General features: G+C 30.7%; 1 protein-coding gene. It reads left to right on the forward strand.

Annotation, left to right across the window (positions count from 1 at the left end; genetic code table 11):
- The first annotated feature begins 623 nt into the window (after positions 1-623).
- Positions 624-917: a DUF6804 family protein gene (locus ACTXGJ_RS12615; protein ID WP_443566156.1), complete on the forward strand. Its 294-nt coding sequence runs from the start codon at positions 624-626 to the stop codon at positions 915-917.
- The last annotated feature ends 367 nt before the right edge of the window (positions 918-1284 follow it).

A 1284-nucleotide genomic window follows, 5' to 3' on the forward strand; every position in this document is an offset into this window, starting at 1 on the left:
AAGAAGAGTCACCCTTAACCGGGTGGCTCTTTTTTTTATCTTTAATTTAGTCATCATCATGTGACCTACGCAGAAAATCCCCTTTAAGGTATTTTCTCTTGCGCTCGGGTCAAAGCAGTGCTTTGACTATTTCCTCGCTCTCCTCGTTCGTCAGCTCTCTATTCTTAGAAAGCCCCCCAACATACTTTAGTATGTTGGGGGGGCTTTCTTTGTCTTCTATTCTTATATATAAACAAACCATCATATCTAAGCTATACGCCTCTTGAAATAAAATTTAAGCTAACTAATGTAGGTTTTTTAATTTAATAGTTATAATATGATATTCGTATATTTAGTCTAAAGTCATTTTACTGCAGTTTTATAAATTTTTAGAAACACGCGGAATTTGATTCTATTTTTTCGGTGATATATTTAATTGGAATGTTAATATAATGAATAATCTAAAAAAAATGAAAGGTGAAGGCGAGATACTAATCTTCATTTTCATTGGGTTTTTTGGAGCGTGGCTCACTCACGTAATTACTTGTTTTTCAGATGAGCGATGGGGCTTCTTGATAGCAGGTGCATTATTCTTCCCTATAGCTATAGTCCATGGCATTGGTATTTGGTTTGGTGCTTGGTAGATGCCAAAAATAGTTATATACATTACAGCAGGTTTTCTTTTTTTTGGAATATTACCATTACCATATGGCTATTACACATTGCTACGACTCATAGCATGTGGTGTTTTTGCATGGGCAGCACATATATCTTATGAAAAAAATGAAGCTACATTACCTTGGATTTTTGTTGTATTAGCTCTTATTTTTAATCCAATAATAAAAGTATATTTACCAAAAGAAGCATGGGCAATTATAAATTTTTGTTCAGGTCTATTCTTAATTTTTATAAGTAAGAAGATTCAAGAAAGATATTAAAGTATGTTAAATACCTATAACTTCAACCAAAGATGACCACAAGTTAAACACAATATATTTTCATAAATTTAATTAAGTTTATTGAATCTAGTTTTGAATGAACTATACTTTTTTAATTTTGAAAAAAGAATTTCTAATCTAGTATTCATCTTTAAGTCTTATGTGGGGCATAGCGAACTATATCTTCTAGTATAAGAGCTTAAAGATCGCATCGCTGATATTTTACGATAATATTTTATCTTTAGTATTCAATATGTGCTATTAGGAATTAATATTATGATTTAATTCTATATATAGTTAAGTCTTTATAAAATCGATACAGCCCATATCATGAAACAGTTTAGGTAAATTATTCTCCATCCACCCT

The organism is Psychrobacter sp. 1Y11 (assembly GCF_052259045.1).
Lineage (GTDB): Bacteria > Pseudomonadota > Gammaproteobacteria > Pseudomonadales > Moraxellaceae > Psychrobacter.